Genomic DNA, 18,122 nt, shown 5'->3' with positions numbered 1-18,122 from the left:
GGGGTTCAGGAACAATTAATTGGTTCCGAATAAGAAATTGTGAATGGCTTGTGTGCCCTCAGCTCGTGTTGCTGTACCTTTAGGTACAAACGATTCATCAGCGCGCCCATTCATCAGCCGCACTGCGGAGGCAAGAGATACTGCTTCTTTCGCCCAATTGTCAACTTCACTCCAATCGGCAAAAGCTTTCCCTGCGCGCGGCGCTTCCCCCCCGCTATTTTTAACTTTCCAAGCCCGCATTAGCATAACAGCCATCTGCTCTCTTGTAATTTGAGCATCGGGAGCAAATGCGGAGTCACTGACCCCATCCACGATGCCTGCACTCAAAGCGGATGCAACTTCTTGGGAATACCAGGCAGTGTGCGGAATGTCCGCGAATTTGTTATTGCCTCCCTTCGGCAGCTCCAACGAACGAGCCAGCAATGCGGCAAATTCAGCGCGAGTAATCTGCCGATCAGGATCGAAACCTTGAGCCCCTTGATCGGCAACAATCGGGTCGGCCACCAGAGCATCAAACATGTTTCTTGCAGCCAAGTCTCCGATCACCTCCGCGGCCCAATGGCCCTTGACGTCAAAATAGATGACATCTTTTTGTACAATGACAAAGTCTCCGCTGCCAGTCGCCTTGAACGACATATAGGTTGGATCAACAGAAGCATTGAGAGACTGCAAAATCAGCTGACCATCGTTACTAATGCGATATAACCCCACTCTTTTCCCGTTAAACCCCTGCAGTAAAGGCACCTGAATGTCGACAGGTCCAAGCTGAGCCAAGGAGTCCCAGGCAAGATGAATCATCCCGGGTGCAGGTTTCACGCGCAAAGATGGATGAGACTCCAAGTCTTTCAGAATATCCATATAATCGTCGTTCCATTCGCGACTCGACACCACAAACGCCGACTCGTTATTTGGCTTGTCGGACACCAGTGCATGAACAGGCACTTTCACCGTTCCCCAATCGAGCTGAACAGCAACACTAGACGCCTTTGCCTGGTTCGCATTCAAGTAAGGAAGCTCCAACTGTACTTTGCCTTTTTCGGCCTGCACGACGAACGAATCCGTAGCACTATTAGCAGTCAACTGACTTGCGTCAACTTTTTGAATGAATGCGTCGTCCGGATTCGCTGGAACAGGCGCCGGCACGTAGCCGCCTCCACCGCCTCCTGCTGCAGGCGATAAACTTGCCGCAACCACCTGAACTTCATGGCTGACCTCCAGCCCTTTGTACCTTACCGTGATCGTTGACTTTCCTGGACTTACTGCAGCCACTTCGCCCAAAGCATTCACTGTTGCTACGGATTCCATACTGCTCGTAAATTGAACGCTGTCCTGAATCGGAACAAAGTCCTGCTTATCGCTGTAATGTCCGAATACGCTCGCTTGACCCTTCTCTCCAACTTTAAGCGTATCAAGACCGCTAACCACAAGCGATTCCAATTTAGGTTCAGGATCCGGTGTTGGTACGGTCCCGACATCTTTCACCAGCAAGGTATAGCTGCTGAAAAGCGCTTGATAGGTTGCTGTAATGACCGTCTGTCCGGCTTTTAAGGCTGTCACTTCACCGGTTATTGGATCCAGTGCCGCAACGGATGATTCCGAATTGGTCAGTGAAAGCCCTTGTGCCGATGGTTGGCCTGCTCCCAGCAGCAATGCGGTCGTATTATTGCTATTGATTGCTGAGACGACCGATTGCTGGCGCTCTCCAATCACAGCTGACTGTAAACCGCTCAATTGTATGGATTGTAGGATTGGCTGCTCGGTTGGCGACGTTTGGACAAACAATCGGTAGGACGTCGCAATTGCACCCAATCTCGCTGTGATATCGGTTTGTCCTTCGGCAAGCGCCGATACGAGTCCGCTTGCATCAACCGTTGCAACGGCTGGATTACTGCTCGTTAATACATATCCTGCTGCAGGCACGATGCGGCCATCTGAATAAGTGGCTTCTACGACCGAGCTGAGTTGTTGTCCAACTTTCATCGGAGCCAACCCGCTCAACCGAATGGATTGTACGGCAGGAGCTTTAATTGTATAGCTGCTTTCATCTGACTTTACTTTATGACCGAATGTGTCCAAAGCTTCGGCATACCAGGTATAGGACTGGTTGGCATTTCTCCCGCTCCACACATAATTAGCCGTTCCTGCTACGGATGAAACCGGCTGTTCATTCAACAAATGAAGGGTGCTTCCCGTAATGCCAACGTATCCGGTAGCCAATTCGATGGGCTCGTTGTTCCACCTGATCGGCATCGTGTAAAACTCATGCTTTTGCTGGAAAAATCCGTTATTGTCATTTGTAATCGGAGAATAAGGAACCATGTAAATTTGCTGGCGTTTCAAATCGAAGTACATCATCCGCATGTACGCCGCACCGCCGAGAGCCGCATCCTGGTAGTCATGCAGCAACTCATAAACAACTTTGCCGCCGATTCGTTTGACATTATAGAAAGCGGATTGGTTATGACCGCATAATACCATAAATACGTTACTGTTAGGTTTGACAATCTGGTTCATAATGTTAATTCCGTCATAATCATCCGTGCCGTAGGTGCCTTCATACAGCAAATACTCATGTACCGCCAAAATTGCTTTACGGTCTTTGTACTGCTGTAACACCTGATTTGCCCAAGCTATAGATGTCGCGTCAAATCCGCCCCAACCCATATACATGATGATGAAATCTACACCGCCGGCCGAAATAAGATCGTAATGATTCTTATTCATGCTGTTATAGGCCGTATAGTAAGGTTTCCCATTGAACAGCCTGTCTTTAAATCGGAATGCGCCAAAATATTTGCTATACAGCGTATCGTTCGTATCATGGTTGCCTTGAATGACACCGTAAGGAATCCCTGCATTTTCCAAAATTTTCATACTGTGATCGGCATTCTGCCATTGATACTCCTGGCTTGCACTGTTCACAATATCACCGGTATGGATCACATACTGGATTTTTTGTGCATCTTTGTTATCCGCCATCCACTGTGTTTCTGCGTCGTACACACTTGGGAAAGACTCTGCTTCAAGCTGGGTGTCCGTCATCCATACAAAAGAGAAATCGTAATCGTTCGGTGACGGGTTTTTGCCTGGCAGCATCGTATCATGCTGCGTAGCGGCCACGTACAATTTGGCAACTTTAGTCGTACTGTTCACCATCGTCGTTTTATCTAAAGTGCCTGTCAGTTTGAAATCACTGTTGTTAGTATTTCCCAGTTGCGAAGCAATTAATATCCACTTACTGGTCGAGTAGTTCCAGGCATACAGCTTGACAAGCTCTTTGGAGCGCCCTTCCCATGTCACATCCAACTGATTGACGTCGCTCAAATCGCTGTCAATCGCCAAATCAAAACGCTGGTAAGGATAGTTCGACAAAGACTTGCTGCTGTAATAAGCTCCGTCAGTAGATTTTATCTGCTCATAAGCGCTTGCCGGCAACGCCGTCTCGGAGGTAATAGTGGCGCTGCTAGGCGGATCCATTGTATCCGTACGTTCATAGGCGGTATCAGTGGAAACTTTGGCGCTAAAGTCTTTAACGAACTTCATATCCTTCTGATAAAAGTTTACATTTACCGGATCTCCGGTCGGTGACTCTGCTTTGACTCGCAAGGTGACATCGCCGCTCGCCTGAGTGAGTGACCCATTCGGTCCATCCGTTGTGGCAGTTGGGCTCAAATTGCGTCCATCAATCGTAAAGGTAACCGTTTTACTGGCTCTAACCGAAGAATCCGATTTGGATACTGCCTCGACATTCAAGGTATGCAAGCCGCTAACAAGATGACTCAGCATCGATTGAAAAGCTTTGGAATTGCTGTCGACTTCAACTGTAGGCTGATTATCTAACTCATAACGGATCGTTGACGCATCGCTGGTCACGCCACCGAAGCTTAAGTCAGGCGAGTAGTATACGCCCCCCTGCTTCGGTTGAACCAGGGTAAGCTGCATCGAGCCTTTGGTTTCCTTGCCGCCAAAAACGACAAATCGGCTGTCTTTGCTCATGCTTTGGTAATCGGCCATGACCCAAGCCGCACTGCGGGCTTGCTTAGAAACTCTAACTTCGTCTACGCCTCCACGATACCCACCGCCGGCAGCGCCGGCATCGGAAGACTTACTGATCGTGAACGGTGTCGTTGACGTCCCGCTTGTCGTAATCAACGCTCCACTGCGGGTAGCAGATGACACGAGCGCTCCATTGCGATACAGCTTGAGGTTATTGCTAGCTAGACTCTGATCGTATGTCAGTGTCAAATAGGTCCAGTCTGCCGTGACGGGTCCGCCGTCCAAGTCTAGTGATGTGCTGCCGTTTTTGCTCGGGTCGGCATCGTTAGTGAACAGATTAGCGCTCCATTTGCCGCCGCCAATTTTCATAAAGTACGCTTGGTTTTGCGTATCAGTGCCTCTTTTTCTCGCAATCACGTAGTAATTGAGGCTGTTTAATTCATATTCATTCGCCCGCACCCAGGCGGAAATCGTAATTTGACCTTGACCATCTCCCACGTTGCCATTTGTCGCTCGTACATAACCGCGATGACTTTCGTAGTAACGTCCAACCATGTTGTAACGAGGGTCCTTCGCATCCAGCGTATAAGAAGGTCCGCTTGAACCCGCGTTTGTTGCATTCCGCAAACCGGTATTGTTGTTCATGGTCGAGTCTGTGTACTGCTGGACTTGAGCAGGGTGATAGAAGTAGTCGGCGATCCTATCCGGGAAATGATACACTAGCAAATAATTCGGATCCCATACCTGCTTCGGTTGAAGATTGATCGTCGAGCTGCCGCCATAATACATCCAGATGTTATCCGAGCTGGATTGGGCATGAATGAGGGGAACCTTAACCCAGATCAGGCTTTCCCCTTGAGGATCCCACTTTTCAACCTCGTACGGCAGCTCGGACGACTGATCTGCCGAGTAAAATCGCAGATCGTTCGACGCAGTCACCGAATAATCGATCTGGCTTGCATCAAGTTTGACCAATACAGGATAATTTTGCAAATCTTCTGTACCTTCCGAATTATTAAAGCTTAGCTGAGTACGGTAATTTCTGTCCACATCCGCCCATGTTGAGGGAGCGGGTGCTGCATTCGCTTGCAGGCTTAATGCTGGCAGCACCATTTGGCTTAGGAACATGAGCACGACTAGTAGTGCTATTATTTGCTTGAAACGCTGAATTCGCAGCAAGGAGGATCCTCCATTCTATGTCAGAGAGCTTTATTTTTTTGGCATTTTATTTATTAGGTTAAATAACGCTTGTGCCGCTTCGGCACGGGATACGCTCCCGCTTGGAATAAACCATTGATCCGCGCGTCCTTGCAGAAGGCCTAGCTTTGCGGTCAATGCAATGGATGGACGAGCCCACGCTGCCATTTGATTGGCATCTTGGAACGATTCGACGCCGCTTTGTTCTGATTTTCCGCCCGCTTGTTCAACTACTCTAGCGAGAAGAACAGCCATTTCCTCTCTGCTGATAACCGATTCAGGGCGAAAGGTTGTATCGTCTTCGCCGCTGACCAAGCCGGATACTGCAGCCCCTGCAACGTAAGGCGCATACCAGGCGCTTTCCGGAACATCCTGGAAGCGGCTCTGTTTTTGCTGCGGAAGATGTATCGATTTCATCAGCAAAGCTACAAATTCAGCCCGCGTAATCGCCTTCTCGGGTTGGAAGAATGCGTCGCTTACGCCTTCTACGATATACTTAGCGCTCATGATCTGCACAGTGCGATTTGCCCAATGCTGTTCAGGCAGATCCTCAAACGCTTTCTTGTAATCTAGTACAGCATACTTGGCGTTCTCATGGAGTTCCGCACGAATGCCCTTATCTGTCAGTTCCCCACCGATATAGGTCATACTGCCATCATCAAAAATGCGGTAGACGCCTAACAGCTGTTTATCGCCAACTGCGGTAAATTCCACTTGAATCGGCTCTGCCCATCGAGGAATTGGTATTATTGCTCCGTCTGCCTTCTGTGAAGCGATTGTTACTTCAAAGAGTGACGACGCAAATTTTAATTTCGTGTTGGATGACGAACCGGATGTTTTTAGCCATGCCGTTTGATCCGTTTCGGAGCCGACAGACAATCCCAAAATCAGCTTCCTGTCTGAAGATCCAACGAATAAATCGCCAGGCAGACTCAGCTTGATATCGCCTCGATCTAAGCTAACCGTCTGTGTGCTCGATGTGCTTTCGGCAAGAGACGGGAATACAAAATTGTTGATGATGGCGTCCACTTTTAACGTACCATTCACAGCTAATTGCTGCTTTAAATCGTCAATTTTTAGAGAGTGTCCCATACTTGAATCTTCGTTCGAATTAGTTCCGCTTGAACCGGAAGATGCGTACCCTCCATTACCGCCAATGCTTTGTTCCAGAACAGTAATAGACGTTTGTGCTACCAGGTTCTGATAAGTTGCTGTCACCACAGTTGTACCAGGACGAAGCCCGGTGACTATACCCTGAGCGTCGACCCGGACAATATCCGGATTCACAACCAGCCACTGCGCAATGCTTGTAACCGACACAGAAGTCTCGGAGGCTCCATTCATATATACGGCGATAGCCGATACTGCTGCACTTTGTCCGGTGTGCAAGCTTGATGGGACGCTCAGCTGCAGCTCCTGTGGACGCTGCTCAGGAGGCGTTGGATCCGTTGGTACGCTTACAGCGTAAACTGCCATCGAATAGCTTGCGTTAAATCCTTGATATTGAGCGACTACACGCGCGATCCCCGGTTGAACCGCATATACGGCTCCAGAGACGGAATCAATCACAACCACATTAGGGTTTTCACTCCAATAGGTGACACCTGACTCTAGCCGTTTGATCGAGTTGTCCGAATATACCGCCGTGAGTACCGTGTTTTCCAATTGACCTACTGTTAAGGAATTCGGTCCGGTAAATTGAAGTGCCGTGATCTGCGGGTCTCCGTTTTGCTCGCCAAATGGACTGACAGTAAGGATAAAGTCGCCTCTTAATCCATCAGCAACAGCACTAAGCACGGCAGTTCCCGGTGCAATTGCGTGGACGATCCCGTTATTGTCGATGAAGGCAATATCAGGATGATCCGAGCTATAAGTCACACCTGTTGTCAGTAGACGCGTGCTTCCATCCTCATAGACGATCGTCGTAACTACATTGGCCGTTTCTCCGGCAGCCATGACGGACGTTCCATTTAATAAAAGAAATTGCGGTTCAGGCAGCTCTCTTTCATGCACGGTTATGATAACGCTGGAGCTAAATGAACCGTAGTTGGCAGTTAACGTCGCTGTTCCCGCACGAAGCGGTGTAATCGTCCCTGTTCCTGAAATCACTGCAACATTCGGATTCAAGCTTTGAAACACAAGTCCGCTGTCAATAACGGTTTCCACCGAGTTGGTATCCCTCTTTTTCACCACAGCAGGTGCACTTTGACCTACCCACCAATCTGCAGGAATATCCCAGCCGATCGAAGAAACTGGCAGTGTAACCGCAGGTGCGTACTTGGCATGAAGTTGCTGCACGGCACTTGCATCAAGCACTTTACTGTATAATTCCACGAATCCGATTTTGCCTTGAAAATAACTCTGGGCATCTGTCGGTTCGGCATCTGCACCAATGGCTAGATCGACCTTAGCGGCACCGCCGATCACGCCATTTTTGGACTGACTTGCTTCCAAGTTTCCGTTTAAATAAAGTTTAGCTGTCTGCCCGTCAAACGTAGCCTCCACATCATATATTTGACCCGTTGTCAGTTTCGTACTGCTTGGAACAATTACGAATGAATCATTCCCTGTAATATCATGAATGAAGAACCATGCTTCCAACTTCTGCGTTATCGGATTGAATTCTAATGCGTAATCCGAATGCTGCGCTTTCCCGATAATATCTTGAGTATGGTACAGATCGTCCAGCGAGAAGGACGCCGCCATTGTCATAAAACTTGGACTGAGTCCTGGATTGGAGGGGATCCGAACATAGGACGAATTCCCATCTAGCGCAAGCACGTTTTTGTTAAAATCAGGATTGAAATAAACAGCCGCATTGCCTACTGGCGTGCCGTTATTGTGTGCTTTACTGCCGTCTTCACCCGCCGAATGTTCGAAAGTCAGCTGGAGCAAATCAGGCGCCATGCCCGGAGGCGCGACAACCGTCCCAGGCATCGTATAGGTTAATGAAGGTCCGTTCGTCGTCCAGTTATCAAATGCATCTCCGGCTTCGACTTTATATGTAGCCGTTTCTCCCGGAATCAATAAATCAAATGAATAATTGTTTGTGCTGCCATTTACCGTATTCACCAAAGTATCGTTCTTATAAATTCTGTATTGCGTTACCGCTTTATCATCTGTTGCCGCAGGCCAGTTCACGTTAAAACTTGTCAAGCCTATTAGTGCTCCCGTTAACTCACTGCCGGCAGACCATGTGGGGCCCTGTTGATCGGCCAGAATGCCTGTACTTTCGTAATAACAAGCCAATTCAGATTGCGATAAACCTCGGCTGAACATCTTGGCGTAGCCTATAGAGCCTTTGAACGTTAATTGGGCGGTGGTTGCACTTTGCGGATCTCCGCCTATAGCCAGCCCGACTGAAGTAGGGGATGTTACCGCTCCAGTCCGATTTTCCGAAGCAGCCACCTGTCCAATCCCATTCAGCCCAGCTCCATTCATATAAAGTACATGCCGAGCGCCGTCATAGGTAATTGCGGCATCGTAATACTTATTCGCACTTAATACAGGGCTATACAACTTCCTTGTTGCACCGCCAATATAATCCCATGTCTCCATCTTGTTTGGATTTACTTCTAATCCGTAGCCTGTACTTTGCGTTTTCTCGAAAATCCCTTGTTCACCGCTTAAGATATCCGCCGAAAATTGGACCAACATGGTAAAGCCGTTCGGGAAGTTGTTGAGTTCCGCTGCGTTCGGTATCATAACAAACTGTCCGCCAGTCAGTTTCAGCACGTTTTTTTGCAGCTTTGGCTCATACACGAGCTGTGGGTTGCCGTATGCAGTACCGTCCACATGTCGAGGCGACTTATCTTTAATCACGCTTTCGGTAAAATCAAAATCTACTAAATCCGGCACCGGAACTGGGCCTGTACAAGCAGAGACGGCAATTGCCTGCTTGGGGATCATAAAGGTTGCAAAAGCTCCAAAAAGGATGCAACATAGCAGCAAAAATGACAGATTCCAACGTAACCTCATCACTCACAATTCTCCTCTTCCATCTGATTTACTTTTTTGGCCCCTGTTTGGACGCGTATCGTCTTATTGCGTCTTCGCTAACAGTCCAGGAATTCTTTTGCTATCGGCTTAATGCAGCTTGGCTGTTATGATTCCTGTGGAATCGCGCACGATGTGCTGCCAACCCCTCCCTGTGTTGTTGTGGTTTTACCAGGACCACAAGCAAACAAGTACAGTCACCAAGAGCGTTGCGCTTACAGTCACATTCAAGATAGATTTCAACTTCAACTTCACTTTTTGCTTCTCCCCTTAGGTTTCGTAGTGTTTATTGATACCTTTAAGATATAAGTAATTTGTTAGCGCAGTGTTAACTCTATGTGAATTTATGTTTAATATTATTTGTTATTGTTGTTTTATGTTTAATTTTATTAAAATACATTGATATAGTTTCTTGATTAGGGTAATATCTACTTTAAAATCACAGAAAACAACAACAGACTTAAAGATCTTTCCACAATTTTCAAGTCAATTTCTCGCTTTATCGCGAAATTAATCTGCATTATTGGTATATTCTGTGTTTTTCAGTGATTTATTTTGAGATAATCATGTTTATTGCTGCGAATCAACAACATCTAGGAGGACTTTAGATCTATGCATAAGAAGAAAGCCCTTATTTTTGACTTGGACAACACCTTACTATGGGATGAAAAGAGCATCAATGAATCGTTTCAAGCAACATGCAATCAAGCGGCAAACCAATTCGCAATTGAAGCTCAAGTGCTTGAAAACGCCGTCCGCACTTCCGCAGGCTTGCTTTTTAAATCTTTAGACTTATATGAGTGGTTGCACATGATTGATGTGACCGACCTTGAAGCATTATGGGGGCAATTTCATCAAGGGGTGCATCCGAACTTCCGCAGAATTCAGGAATTAGCGCCTACATACAGAAGAGAATCGTGGAATCTTGGGCTGCAAATGCTTGGCATTGATTGTCCAGACATAGGCGCCCAACTCGCGGAACAATTCATGAAGGAAAGAAGAAACCGACCTTTTGTATACGACGATACCTTCAAAGTACTAGATGAACTGCACAAACGATACGAACTGTTGCTATTGACAAATGGTGCACCAGACATCCAACAGGAAAAAATTGATAGTATTCCCGGTCTAGCGGATTATTTTAATCATATAGTTATCTCCGGCACCTTTGGCACCGGCAAACCGGATCCTGCTATTTTTCATCATGCACTTGATCTGCTTCGCCTCTCTCCGAATGAAGCTGTGATGATCGGTGATACACTGGCAACAGATATTAAAGGTGCCCAAACGGCCGGGATCACCAACATTTGGATTAACCATCATCTTGTACACTCACCGCTCAACATTAGACCTACTTACGAGATTCGTAGCCTATCCGAAATTCCACAGCTCTTGCATGCAATCCAAGGATCCATGCAGCAAATTAGTTAAAGCCCCCATAACAGCTGCAAAAAGAACGCTTGACTCCCGCTCGCCCGGGGATTCAATAACTTAAACTGCGGGATGCTTTTTAGCGTTCCCGCAGTTTTTCTAATTATTGATTTAAAGTCGAATTATAGTCACCCCTCGGGAGCGAGTTAAGAGTAAAATGAGACAGGAAAGCATCATGAGCAGAAAAGAGGTATCTGTGTGGCAAAACTCGTAAACCGCTGGGCGATCATGCAGGTGATCAACCTAGGGACGTTCATGACGACATTGGACGTCGGGATCGTAAATCTGGCACTTCCCGTCATCGCGGAGGAGAATGGTGTAACGCTCTCCGCCGTGCAATGGGCCGTAACCGCTTATTTACTCACGATGATCGGTCTGCTTCCCATCCTGGGGAGTTTATCGGATCGCTTGAATCGCGGCAAAGTCTACAGCATCGGCTTCCTCTTCTTTGCGCTCGGTTCGCTTGTAGCGACCGTACCCGGAGGCTTCGCTCTCCTGCTGATCGCCCGTTGCATTCAGGGCATCGGTGCCGCCATGATTATGGCGAACAGCCAAGCGATGGTCCGTGCCATTTTTCCTGATCATGAACGTGGAAAAGCGCTCGGAGTCAACACGATCGTAATGTCCGTTGGCACCCTATCAGGGCCTGCTATCGGGGGCTTCCTCATGCATCTCTCCGGTTGGCCGCTGCTATTCTGGATTAATGTCCCCATCGGCTTAGTTGCAGCCATTCTAGGCTGGCTTTGGTTTCCTCAGACAAAACGCAACCGCCGATCGATCGACTACGTCGGGGCCGTTGTTCTCGCCGTCTGCGTCCTCTGTTTGTTCATTGGAGCCGTATTCTTGGAGGAGGATGGTTTTTCCGGCACCGTGGCCGTTTTGGGGGGAGCCGGACTTTTGACTGCCATTTTCCTTGCCTGGTATGAAAGAGGACAGACAAACGGAATTATCGACCCCATTTTTTTCCGAAATCGGTCGATTTTGATTGGGAACAGCTCATCTTTTCTTTATTACGCCGCATTGACTGCTACCCAAATTCCGCAAGCCTTTTACTTAAAAAACAGCCTCGGTCTTTCCATCACGTCGGTCGGACTGGTTCTGGCTGTCCAACCGGTATTTCTCGGTATTATGGGACCTTTGTCCGGCTGGAGCCGAGACCGGTTCGGAGCCTTCTGGCCGACGAGCGTAGGAGCGCTTCTCTGCATGGGCGCGATGCTTCCCGTTATGGTCGGCGGTCTCCCCTCGCTTGCCGACTTTCTTTGGTTCGGCGGGTTGTTCGGTGCGGGCGGCGGGTTGTTTTTAGCCTCCAATAATGCAGATATGATGAGCGCGGCTCCCGGGACGAAGGCAAGTCTCGTCGGCAGCATGCTTGCTCTTATTCGTTATTTGGGCATGGTGGCAGGCATCGCCTTCGCAGTGCTGCTCGTTGGAAGTCTAGGGGGCGCTGATTTGTCCGCCCAGGTGCCGCATTTGCGAGTGCTCTACGGCCTAGGGGCTCTGCTCTGTCTAGCGATGCTGGCATGCGGACTGCTCCGCCGATACAGGCTTGGACTACGAAGAAAAGTACAAGTTGAAGAGGCATAGCGATGAGTCGCTATGCCTCTTTTTTAAACTAGACTTCTATTCACTTTCCCCCAATCTACATGGGCCTGAATCTATTTTTTAAAATATTCCGCTCTTTTCATAAAAACCTGTTCGACGAATTCAACAATTTTTCCATCCTGCTCGGATTTTTGTTTCACTTCGTTCCACTCCTTGTCCTGCGAGAAAGCTTCCCATTGTCTTGTCCGTTCTTCCATACTTTCGTATTGCATTGTGTAATAGAGCTTAGGATGCTCCTCCAAATCCTCCCAGAAATCACACACCTGCATGCCGAGTCTGGCAAAAACACCTAGCGTATGATCGGAAAAACGCTTTCGAATCGCATCGATTTTTCCTGGATGAATAGTATAGATTCTCAATTCGTAAATCATTGGCCATTCAACTCCAATCTCCTAATAATTTCCATGCAATCAAAACGGAGGCGAGTAGATAAAGTCTTTACTTACATCATCGAGCGATCTCAGAACATCCTCGCTAAGCTCAAGGTTAACCGCCTTCAGATTCTCATCGATTTGGGATTCACGTGTCGCTCCGGCGATAACGGTGCTTACCGCAGGTTGGTGCAGCAACCAAGCCAGCGAGAGGGCTGTGGCTGATGTACCGATCTCCGCTGCAATTTTGGCCACCTGTTCACCCAGCTCCACTCGGGCAGAGTTCACACGCCGCGCAAAGTTAGGGTTCATGTCCAACTGTGATCCGCTTGGTACAGAACCTCCCGAATATTTCCCTGTAAGAATTCCTCCTGCCAGTGGAAAATAAGGAATGATTCCGATCCCCTGATCAACGCAGAATGGAATCAGCTCCCTTTCCACACCACGATCGGCCAGTGAATAGCCGGGTTGAACCGATACATACTTGATCAGGCGTTGACTTTCACTTATGGCCAAGGATTTCATCATTTGCCACGCTGCATAATTCGAGGCCCCCACGTATCTCACTTTTCCGGATGTCACCAAATCATCCAAAGTACGGAGCGTCTCGTCAAGCGATGTCTTCGGATCAAAAACATGGATCTGGTACAGGTCAATGTAGTCCGTTCGCAAGCGGCGCAAACTGCTTTCGAGTTCCTTTAGAATATGCTGACGCGACGAACCTCTGCTGTTCGGACCTTCTCCTAGCTTTATACCCACTTTTGTCGCAAGGAGCACTTCATGACGCCGTCCTTCAAACGCTTCTCCGATTATCTCTTCCGATTTCGTGCCTGTATAAACATTGGCAGTGTCAATGAACGTGATCCCCTTGTCAACTGCGTGATGCAGGACTCGAATCGATGTGTTTTTGTCTGCGCGCCCACCGAATGCATTTGTACCCAAACCTAGCACCGAAACTTCCAATCCGCTTGTCCCCAAATTCCGATATCGCATAAAACAAATCCCTCCAGATATTAGTTTTTCAAACGATTATTGCATGGGAAATATTTAAGTGTTCATAGTTGCTCAATGACGGTCGAGTTCCTCAAATTCGATCGTCCTTCCCTGTACAACACCATTCCGATGATAAGTAACGATAGCACGACAAGAACGCTTGGTATGAAGAATATTTTCGGCGTTATCCCCTGAATGAACAGAGGTAAGAAATATCCGATTAAAGAAGCCGTCTGCGATATGAACACGTATAAGCTTGCACCAAAGCCTGTTCGGCTTAAAAACATCCGCTGCACATAGCCCATGGCAACTCCGTACAGAATTGAAACAAAGAACGAATACAACGGCTGGACGATAAAGAAGACAGGAAGCGAGGTACTGCTCGTATAAGTCAAATAAGTGGCGAGCGCGAAACAACCGCCGAGAAAAATAATCTTCTTACTACCGTACCGTGCCGCCAAATATCCGCCCATTGTCATGAAAAACAGCTCGAATACCGCCTGCGCGCTCCATATATAGGACATAATCTCCGGCTTACCGAACAGCTTTAATACGACAAGCTGTAAATATAAGCCTCGAATGGCATCGGCACAAGAGAGCATAAGCAGTGCTACCAGCATAACAAGAGAGAACGGTTCTCCTTTCACCACTTGTTTTGCTCCCGGTCCCCCCGTTGTTTCCTTATACAACAGCAAGAGAACCACCAAACACACATAGCCTGCCATATTCCCCCATAGTACGCCCTTAAACGTTGCAATGAGGAAGATGTTAGCTCCAAGCAGCAGCCCCGTAAAAAAGCCAATACTATAGGTAGCCCGAAGCCATATTTGGGCCATCTCCACAATGTCACCGGCACTTCGGGCAAAATGATTTCTAGCCATGCCAAACAGCTGCCCCATAATCAATCCGGACGGTGCAACGGTTATCGTCATTCCAATGAGCGCGCTCCGAAAATCAGAAGCATTCATGTAGATGAACAACCCGATTATGCAAAGTAAGGCCGCTAATACCGGTAGTTTCTTCTTGTTTTTCAAACTGTCGCTGATCCATCCAACTGTAATCGTAATGGCTATATTGCAAAACAGTGATACCGCGAAAACAACAACGATCTGTACTTTAGAAAGCCCAACGCTCTCGTTGAGATACACGGCGTTCATAGGTGCTAAAATACCTGTTCCTATACCGTATAAAAATAACATGGTAAGCAGCGTTCTCGCTCCGGGGATTGAAACAAACTTGCGAACGTCACGAATGATTTGCATGAATACCTCATAATTTATTCTTTATTATCAATTATAAATAGTCATTCCTGTTATGAGAAGGAGTGAATTATTTTAAACTAAGTTACCTAAAGTTAACTGTCTATTGAATGCCAAGTTATAATCAGTTGAAGGTAAGATGAAAGTGCAACGCGTACATCCCAGATCAACAGCAGTAGCAGCGTAAGAAGCCAGCTTGACTACACTGTACCTAAAATCATCTTCCGAGGCTTGCTATTCAGCCAGAGTACATCCATTAGAACACTCTTGGACGGTACGACAAAAACGTTCAGCCTTCGGCTGAACGCATGTACGACTAAAGCAATATTAGCTTTGGAAAATATTAGAATTATTTTATTACCTGATAGCCAAGAAATTTGGCAATCTTGTCAAGTAATAGTTGCTGTGTTCTCAATTGTTCAGATATGTCGTTATATCGTCTGCTCAGTAATTCTGTTGTTTGGATTAAGTTACCTAGTCCTGCTACTTCTTCAGATATGTTTTGCATTCTTCTGTTCAACGATTCTTCTCTTACATGCATTTCACCGCTAACGTCTTGCTCCACCATTTCCCCTACCTTTTGGGCAAGGATCTGGATTACGCTGCGCAGTTCGGTTACTTCTTCAGAAATGGCGTCATATCTTTTGTCGGCTACCTCTTGCGTGTGGAGATTCATATTCCGTAGTTCATTTACATGCTCAGAAACGCCTTCATATCGTTGATTCAGTAACTCCGTTACGGTAGTAAGCATTTCACCTTTGAGATCTTGCTCTGAAACTTCAGTTACCTTTTGGGCTAGCATCTGGATTACGCTGCGCAGTTCGGTTACTTCTTCAGAAATGGCGTCATATCTTTTGTCGGTTACCTTTTGCGTGTGGAGATTCATATTGCGTAGTTCATTTACATCCTCAGAAACGCCTTCATATCGTTGATTCAGTAACTCTGTTACGGCAGTAAGCATTTCACCTTTGAGATCTTGCTCTGAAACTTTAGTTACCTTTTGCTGAATGATCTGGATCACATTCCGCAGCCCTGTCACTTCTACAGAAACACCCTCAAATTGTCTGTTAAGTAATTCTATGGTGGAAGCAACTTCACTGCTAATGTCTTGTTCGAACAGTTCTGTTACTCTTTCGGTAAGAACATGGACTATGTTACGCAGTTCCGTGACTTCATTCGTTAACTGAATAAACTGAGAGTTTGAGTTATCCTTAATAGGTGATAAAAACCTGCCGCCTGCAGTAGATGATACACCAACCTTTTGATTCAGGTCGTCTATATGGTCTTTTACATTCCCTGAAGCTTTATGCGCTTCTATCTTTTGCGTGAGAAGATGTACCATGTTACGCAGTTCCATTGTTTCATGGCTTAATAACAAGTTGGACTTGATTTCAATTGGAGGAAAAGTTGATTTGTTTACGCCATGAGGCAAATTGGAGTCAGGCATAATAGTAGGTGTAGGAAGCAACGGTTTTTCTTCCTTATGAAGTGAGATATATACCTTTTGACGCATATCCTGTAAATGTTCTCTAATCAGCTTGAGTGGTTTATTGTCATCTTTCATCTTGGAAATGATCTGAAAAATCTCGATGGCTTCTTCAGTGTACCTTATTGATCTACCAACAACTATGGTCGGAAGAAATTCGCGAAAATGATTTGACCATTCCATCACTGCTGCTCGCGTTTTTCCAATTTTACTGGCGATCTCGTTGACCTTATATGTCCTTTTCATTATTATCTATCCTCATCCTTTCTTCCTATGCTTATTCAGCTTAGACGTTAGCTGTATCATAATATTCTGGTCATTAGACAAATGACAATGAACTAAGGAAATAGTTAGTAACCCGAATAAGCCCAAACCCTTTTCAAACCCTAAGGGATGTTTGACCATACCACGCTAAAGCCATTGAATATATTGTTATTATTTTGTCTTATTTAAGGCTTTTCTAAAAATGGTCGGGGGAGATCATATTGGCTATCCGCTACAGCATTATCATTCCAACCTATAATCGAGCCCAGCAACTGCTGCTCACGCTCGTTTCATTTGAAACACAAACTTATCCAAAGCATCTATTCGAAGTGATTGTAGCTGATGACGGTTCTACAGATGGAACGAAGGAAATGGTCGAAGGCTTCCAAGCATCCTATCCAATAAAATATGTAACCCATCAGGAACAACTCGGTCGATCTGCCGTTAGAAACTTAGGGCTGCGCCATGCGAGTGGGTTATACATTATCTTCTGTGATGCTGACTTTTTGGTGTTACCTGAATTCATTAGAACTGTTAGCCGTTATCACCGCAAATATCCCATGGCCGTGATTTCAGGCATCCCTTACTCGTGGGATGATGCATATACCCATTATTACCCTGACTTTTCCCCTGAAGAAAAAGAACATTTTCGTTACAGACTTACACAAACAAACTTATGGAATATGGACTTTGAATCAGCGAATGAAATTATTCCGCTAATAACGCCAGAAGATATCCTTCATCAAACGGGTGCATTATCCAAAGTTGTTATCCCCTCAAGAGTACCCCCAAATATCAAAAAGCAATTTGCAAAAACGGATGTAGCTCCTTGGACGTTACTAGTTACTCGTTGTGTATCGATGAGACGCAGCCATTTGACCCGTATTGGGGGATTCAATGAGCGATTTGTACTATATGGACTCGAAGACTGGGACCTTGGATATAGGCTGCATCGGTTAAAGATCCCTTTCTACTCCATCAAAGAGGTTGTTGGGTATCACCAGGAACATCCAACCCACTTCAGAGGTAATGTTATAAATACTGAAAATCTAAAAATCATGTTTGAAACCTACGGATTCAATGACTCCTCGCTAAATTTATTCGCCCTAGTACCTCCATCAGAAGATTTCGAGACTTACAAAAATACGCTGCGGGTATTGCGCAGGGGAATCCGATCTAAGTTAACACGTTCGTCTGCGCTGTTATTACGGAGAACACTACAACTTACAGCCAAACACTTCTATCAACAAAATAATACCCAAGCATACAAAAGGTCATTACAATGGATAAAAAAGAAAGCAAAAAACAGGAAAAGTCGTGTAGCTCGCGTTTTACGAAAAATGCTGCTGAAGTCTGAAAAGCAGGTAGAGTAACATGGATTGTCCATTTTCCACCAAAAAAATTGCCAACAGTATGCTAATATTGCAATACAGTTGGCAATTTTTACTAATTATACGAACTCAGTTGTCACTACAATCATTTGATCATATTGCCCGTTTTTCTGAAATAATGATTATCGGTGGAGCG

9 protein-coding genes are annotated in these 18,122 nt (G+C 46.4%); 3 read left to right on the top strand and 6 right to left on the bottom strand.

Translation table 11 applies throughout. The annotated features are described in order from the left end of the window. Positions 1 to 15: 15 nt before the first annotated feature. Together J2Z65_RS11575 and J2Z65_RS11570 are read right to left on the bottom strand one after the other, a co-directional pair. The gene (locus tag J2Z65_RS11575) at positions 16 to 5,175 is read right to left on the bottom strand and encodes a DUF2341 domain-containing protein (protein WP_167066341.1); all 5,160 of its coding nucleotides are present in this window, start codon (positions 5,173 to 5,175) and stop codon (positions 16 to 18) included. 30 nt (positions 5,176 to 5,205) lie between these two features. After that, on the bottom strand, positions 5,206 to 9,171 hold the full coding sequence (locus tag J2Z65_RS11570; protein WP_240160011.1) for an S-layer homology domain-containing protein: 3,966 nt from the start codon (positions 9,169 to 9,171) through the stop codon (positions 5,206 to 5,208). Positions 9,172 to 9,801: 630 nt separating this feature from the next. Here J2Z65_RS11570 and J2Z65_RS11565 point away from each other — a divergent pair. Both J2Z65_RS11565 and J2Z65_RS11560 read left to right on the top strand, forming a co-directional pair. Continuing rightward, positions 9,802 to 10,620 (top strand): HAD family hydrolase, encoded by an 819-nt coding sequence (locus J2Z65_RS11565; protein WP_167066347.1) that lies wholly within the window; start codon positions 9,802 to 9,804, stop codon positions 10,618 to 10,620. Positions 10,621 to 10,818: 198 nt separating this feature from the next. Further along, on the top strand, positions 10,819 to 12,204 hold the full coding sequence (locus tag J2Z65_RS11560; RefSeq protein ID WP_167066350.1) for an MFS transporter: 1,386 nt from the start codon (positions 10,819 to 10,821) through the stop codon (positions 12,202 to 12,204). Positions 12,205 to 12,275: 71 nt separating this feature from the next. On the opposite strand, the gene J2Z65_RS11555 is transcribed toward J2Z65_RS11560, so the two are convergent. From J2Z65_RS11555 to J2Z65_RS11540, 4 genes are all read right to left on the bottom strand, one after another. Next, a complete protein-coding gene (locus J2Z65_RS11555) occupies positions 12,276 to 12,593 on the bottom strand; it encodes an NIPSNAP family protein (protein ID WP_167066354.1) in 318 nt (105 codons plus the stop codon). 39 nt (positions 12,594 to 12,632) lie between these two features. Further along, positions 12,633 to 13,586: an aldo/keto reductase gene (locus tag J2Z65_RS11550; protein ID WP_167066357.1), complete on the bottom strand. Its 954-nt coding sequence runs from the start codon at positions 13,584 to 13,586 to the stop codon at positions 12,633 to 12,635. Positions 13,587 to 13,648: 62 nt separating this feature from the next. Continuing rightward, positions 13,649 to 14,848, bottom strand: coding sequence for an MFS transporter (locus tag J2Z65_RS11545; protein WP_167066361.1), 1,200 nt, complete (start codon positions 14,846 to 14,848; stop codon positions 13,649 to 13,651). 346 nt (positions 14,849 to 15,194) lie between these two features. Then, positions 15,195 to 16,577: a MerR family transcriptional regulator gene (locus J2Z65_RS11540; RefSeq protein WP_167066364.1), complete on the bottom strand. Its 1,383-nt coding sequence runs from the start codon at positions 16,575 to 16,577 to the stop codon at positions 15,195 to 15,197. Between the two features lie 239 nt (positions 16,578 to 16,816). Here J2Z65_RS11540 and J2Z65_RS11535 point away from each other — a divergent pair, with 239 nt between their 5' ends. Next, complete coding sequence (locus J2Z65_RS11535; protein ID WP_167066367.1) at positions 16,817 to 17,968, top strand: glycosyltransferase family 2 protein; 1,152 nt, start codon at positions 16,817 to 16,819, stop codon at positions 17,966 to 17,968. Positions 17,969 to 18,122 lie beyond the last annotated feature (154 nt).

The sequence above is a fragment of the Paenibacillus aceris genome (assembly GCF_017874035.1).
Taxonomy (GTDB): domain Bacteria; phylum Bacillota; class Bacilli; order Paenibacillales; family NBRC-103111; genus Paenibacillus_E; species Paenibacillus_E aceris.
The sequence above is the reverse complement of the archived record's forward strand: the minus strand, read 5'-3'. Positions and strand labels throughout refer to the sequence as shown.